The sequence below is a fragment of the Frondihabitans sp. Leaf304 genome (assembly GCF_001423105.1).
Taxonomy (GTDB): Bacteria; Actinomycetota; Actinomycetes; order Actinomycetales; family Microbacteriaceae; genus Frondihabitans.
Genome location: NZ_LMNV01000005.1, coordinates 463,041 through 466,247, shown reverse-complemented (window position 1 = coordinate 466,247; position 3,207 = coordinate 463,041). Strand labels below are relative to the sequence as shown.

Annotated in this window: 4 protein-coding genes and 1 riboswitch; of the genes, 2 read left to right on the top strand and 2 right to left on the bottom strand. The window is 68.8% G+C overall.

Annotated elements, in window-relative coordinates:
- Positions 1–17: 17 nt before the first annotated feature.
- Positions 18–932, bottom strand: coding sequence for a bifunctional methylenetetrahydrofolate dehydrogenase/methenyltetrahydrofolate cyclohydrolase (locus ASF54_RS15680; protein ID WP_055965204.1), 915 nt, complete (start codon positions 930–932; stop codon positions 18–20).
- Positions 929–2,224: a serine hydroxymethyltransferase gene (glyA, locus tag ASF54_RS15675; protein ID WP_055965201.1), complete on the bottom strand. Its 1,296-nt coding sequence runs from the start codon at positions 2,222–2,224 to the stop codon at positions 929–931. The genes ASF54_RS15680 and glyA overlap by 4 nt, the downstream gene beginning before the upstream one ends.
- Positions 2,225–2,292: 68 nt before the next feature.
- Positions 2,293–2,376, bottom strand: a riboswitch (ZMP/ZTP riboswitch).
- A 57-nt stretch (positions 2,377–2,433) separates the two neighbouring features.
- On the opposite strand from glyA, the gene clpS reads away from it, so the two are divergent.
- Both clpS and ASF54_RS15665 read left to right on the top strand, forming a co-directional pair.
- Positions 2,434–2,712, top strand: coding sequence for an ATP-dependent Clp protease adapter ClpS (gene clpS, locus ASF54_RS15670; protein WP_055965199.1), 279 nt, complete (start codon positions 2,434–2,436; stop codon positions 2,710–2,712).
- The gene (locus ASF54_RS15665; RefSeq protein WP_442855790.1) at positions 2,682–3,182 is read left to right on the top strand and encodes a DUF2017 domain-containing protein; all 501 of its coding nucleotides are present in this window, start codon (positions 2,682–2,684) and stop codon (positions 3,180–3,182) included. Before clpS ends, ASF54_RS15665 begins: the two co-directional genes overlap by 31 nt.
- Positions 3,183–3,207: the final 25 nt, after the last annotated feature.

Below are 3,207 nucleotides of genomic sequence, written 5' to 3'. Positions count from 1 at the left end.
GGGGGGGGGGGCGCCCGCTACTTTCGCTCGGCCGCCTCGACCACGTTCGCCAGCAGCATGGCCCGCGTCATCGGCCCGACGCCGCCCGGCACCGGCGACAGGTAGCCCGCCACCGCCGCGACCTCGGGGTCGACGTCGCCGCGCAGCCGGTACTTGCCCGTCTCGGCGTCGAGCACCCGCGTGATGCCGACGTCGATCACGGCGGCGCCCGGCTTCACCCAGTCGGGTTTCACGAGCCCCGCCACTCCCGCGGCGGCCACCACGATGTCGGCGCGGCGCACCTCGGCGGCGACGTCGGCTGTGCGCGAGTGCGTCAGCGTCGCGGTCGCCTCGAGGCGCGTCAGCAGCAGCCCGAGCGGGCGACCGACGGTCAGCCCCTGGCCGATGATGGTGACGTGCTGCCCCGCGATCGGGATGTCGTACGCCCGCAGCATGGCGACGATGCCCCGCGGCGTGCACGGGAGCGGCGTATCGATGGATCCTTTACCGCCCGGCACAGCCAGCACGAGCTCACCCAGGTTGACCGGGTGCAGGCCGTCGGCGTCTTTGAGGGGATCCATCAGCTCGAGCATCGCCGTCGGGTCGATGCCCTCGGGCAGCGGCAGCTGGATGATGAACGCCGTGACGAGCGGGTTCTGGTTCATGAACCGGATCGCATCGCGAATGTCGCTCTCGGAGGCGGTCTCTGGCAGGTCGAGCCGAATCGACTCGATCCCCACCTCGGCGCAATCGCGGTGCTTGCCCGCGACATACGACAAGGATCCGGGGTTGGCGCCGACGAGAATGGTGCCGAGCCCCGGGTGGATGCCCGTGGCCTTCAGCGCCGCGACCCGCACCCGCAGGTCTTCTTTCACGGTCGCAGCCAATGCCGTGCCGTCGATCTTCACGGCCTGCTGAACGCTCTCGGCCGCCGCCTGGGGGGCAGTCGTCATGCGTAGAGCGGGAACGCGTCGGTGAGAACCTTCACGCGGGCTGCGAGGGCCGCGACATCGGGGTTCGGCATCAGCGTGAGCGCGATGATGTCGGCCACCTCGGCGAACTCTTCGTCGCCGAAGCCACGCGTCGCCAGAGCCGGGGTGCCGATGCGCACGCCAGACGTCGTCATGGGCGGACGGGGATCCCACGGCACCGAGTTGCGGTTGACGGTGATGCCGACCTCGTGGAGGAGGTTCTCGGCCTGCTTGCCGTCGACCTCGCTGGCGCGGAGGTCGACCAGCACGAGGTGTACGTCGGTTCCACCGGTGAGCACGTCGACTCCTGCCGCCTTCGCGTCGGCCTGCATGAGGCGCTCGGCGAGGAGCTTGGCGCCACGGATCGTGCGCTCCTGGCGGTCTTTGAACTCGGGCTCGGCGGCGAGCTTGAACGCGGTGGCCTTGGCGGCGATCACGTGCATCAGCGGCCCGCCCTGCTGGCCGGGGAAGACAGCCGAGTTGAGCTTCTTGAAGAGCGACTCCTCGTTCGAGAGGATCACACCCGAGCGGGGACCGGCGAGCGTCTTGTGCACGGTCGACGAGACGACGTGGGCGTGAGGCAGCGGCGACGGGTGCAGACCGGCGGCGACGAGGCCGGCGAAGTGCGCCATGTCGACCCAGAGGTACGCGCCGACCTCGTCGGCGATGGCGCGGAACGCGGCGAAGTCGAGCTGGCGCGGGTACGCCGACCAGCCGGCGATGATGACCTTCGGCTTGTGCTCGAGCGCCTGCTGGCGAACGATCTCCATGTCGATGAGGTAGGTCTTCGGGTCGACCTCGTAGGCGACGGCGTTGTAGAGCTTGCCCGAGAAGTTGAGCTTCATGCCGTGCGTGAGGTGGCCACCGTGCGAGAGCTCGAGGCCGAGGATCGTGTCGCCGGGAGTGGCGATCGCGGCGAGCACGGCGGCGTTGGCCTGCGCACCCGAATGCGGCTGGACGTTGGCGAACTCGGCGCCGAACAGCGACTTGGCTCGCTCGATGGCGAGGTTCTCCGCGATGTCGACGAATTCGCAGCCGCCGTAGTAGCGACGCCCCGGGTAGCCCTCGGCGTACTTGTTGGTGAGCACGGAACCCTGTGACTCGAGCACGGCGCGCGGAACGAAGTTCTCGCTGGCGATCATCTCGAGGTAGTCGCGCTGGCGACCGAGCTCCTGCTCGAGGACCGCCGCGATCTCGGGGTCGACCTCGGAGAGCGGCGAGTTGAAGGTGGAGGGCTGGCGGTTGACTGTGTTCTGGGGGGAAACGGTGGTCATAGAAGACTCCAATGCACACGGATAGAAAGCAGGATCCGGCAGGGCCGGTTTCGGCTCAGTCGGGGGCCAGCGGCAGCCCAGGCGTACGGCCACCAACCGTGTCAGTCGCTCCCCGGTGGTAGACCACCCGAACGCCAGTCGCGACGCGTCGAGCATACCAACTCCCACCGACAGCACTCAATGAGTCGTGCCACCCTGGAAGGGTGAGCATGACCCTCGACGAGACCGACACTCGGCAGCGCGTCGCCCCGGATGTGCCCTGGGTGACGCTGGTCTGGGATGACCCCGTCAACCTGATGTCGTACGTCTCGTACGTCTTCCGCAGCTACTTCGGTTTCGACCGAAAGGAGGCCGAACGCCTCATGATGCAGGTGCACACGAAGGGCAGGGCCGTCGTCGCGACGGGTGCCCGCGAGCAGATGGAGATGCACGTCGACGCCCTTCACGGCTATGGACTGTGGGCCACCGTGTCGAAGGCCGACGAGTGAGCCTGCTGCCGTTCCACCGCAGACGAGATGGCGTGCACGTGGGGCTCGGGGAGGAGGAGAGGGCGCTGATCGCCGAACTCTCCGGGCAACTGGTGGCCCTGCTCGAAGGGCGAGACGAGTCGGATCCTGCGGTGTCTCGCCTTCTTCCGCCCGGGTACGCCGACGACGACGAGGCGAATGCCGAGTTCCGGCGGCTGACGGTCGACGATCTGACGGCGGGCAAGATCCGCAACGCCGAGATGGTCCGCGAGAGCCTCGCGTCGGCCGACCCGAAGGCGCCGCTGACGCCCGAGGCCGAACAGGCGTGGCTGCGGAGTCTCACCGACCTGCGGCTCACGCTCGCGAGCCGGCTCGGCCTGACCGACGGGGGCTTCGCGCCGGGGGCCACCGACGACCGGGCGATGCTCGAGAACGTCTACGAATGGCTCGGGTTCGTGCAGGAATCGCTGGTGCGTGCGGTCGACCGGTAGCTTGTGCGGCCCCTGACGCCGCAGC

Bases quoted from the DNA above. Each gene is read 5' to 3' on its own strand.
- ASF54_RS15680 (WP_055965204.1), bottom strand. From the start codon at position 932: ATGACGACTGCCCCCCAGGCGGCGGCCGAGAGCGTTCAGCAGGCCGTG.
- glyA (WP_055965201.1), bottom strand. From the start codon at position 2,224: ATGACCACCGTTTCCCCCCAGAACACAGTCAACCGCCAGCCCTCCACC.
- clpS (WP_055965199.1), top strand. From the start codon at position 2,434: ATGACCCTCGACGAGACCGACACTCGGCAGCGCGTCGCCCCGGATGTG.